At 40.7% G+C, this 1,025-nt stretch carries 2 protein-coding genes; both read right to left on the bottom strand.

Going from position 1 to position 1,025, the window contains the following annotated elements; genetic code table 11:
• Positions 1 to 86: 86 nt before the first annotated feature.
• A complete protein-coding gene (locus IQR33_RS14935) occupies positions 87 to 317 on the bottom strand; it encodes a hypothetical protein (protein ID WP_025636573.1) in 231 nt (76 codons plus the stop codon).
• Positions 307 to 1,025, bottom strand: a 719-nt coding sequence (locus tag IQR33_RS14930) for a methyltransferase (RefSeq protein ID WP_193843793.1), incomplete at its 5' end; no start/stop codon positions are given. The genes IQR33_RS14930 and IQR33_RS14935, both read right to left, overlap by 11 nt.

The following is a 1,025-nucleotide window of genomic DNA, read 5'->3' as shown; positions in this document are numbered from 1 at the left end:
TTTCTATTACTCTGTTCGTCTTTAGTGAATTCCTGGGGTGACATGGCCCTTAAAAAATCTAAGGCCATGGCATTCTCAATTAACCACTAAATTTCTGTGCTGCCTATCCATTGCTCGCCTAGATAGACATCTGCATAATCGTATTCAAACTTAGAGCAGCACTCCTCTAAATCTTCGTAGGTCCAACCATCAGCTGGAGCTGGTACCAACTCCTTCAAGATAAAATTTTCCCCATAGCAATATAGATTAGATGCCTCTAGTCCAGTAATTAAACAGCTCTCGCCTTCTTTAGGTCTTGCTATACATTTAACACTCATTAGATTTACCTTTTGAAATCACTATTTTTACAGTCTTCACTTGTGTACCAGATTCGGAGAAAGTCCCTTCTTTACAACTAGTGACCGATGCGCCCAGCTCCTTCAGCCATTCTTGGAATTCTCTTTGAATTCTACGGGTCCCGTTAACCGCTCCATCACTTGCTATGGTAACTAAGCGGCCACCGATGTCTAAGTGATTGAACATCTTTCTTATATGCTTAATATCCTGGTGCTTATTGAATGGGGGGTTAGCCAAAATACGGTCGAACTTATTACCCTCAGGGTACTCCATAAAGTCCATACAGTGAGTTGCGTATCTATGATGCTTAAGCATGTCGAAGTTCTGAGGGTTCAGCTCGATAGCAACACCATTATCACTAATTCGAGCCATACGATTTGCACACCTACCATCGCCGCAACTAGGTTCCATCCATCTATGTTCAGGCCTGAGATCTAAGTCAATCATCATTTCATCTGCTAGAGTGTCCGGAGAGAAAAACATTTGGTATTTTTTCTTATCATTGAGCTCTTCTCCTTCGATAAGTTTCTTTTGTATATCAACTACGTTTCTATACTCGAAATGAAATGCCCCTTTTTTGTATTTGCCTCCAGCCTTAAGTAATAAGTTCTTTATCGCTTTGTAGTGCTTCAGCTGCTTTTGAGGTAATACTAGTGTGTTGTCTATTGGTAGAAGCAATGACAGTTCAT

The sequence above is a fragment of the Vibrio sp. OPT46 genome (assembly GCF_015163535.1).
In the GTDB taxonomy this organism is placed as follows: Bacteria; Pseudomonadota; Gammaproteobacteria; order Enterobacterales; family Vibrionaceae; genus Vibrio; species Vibrio alginolyticus.
Note: the sequence above shows the minus strand (reverse complement) of the source record. Positions and strands in the feature narration are given on the sequence as shown.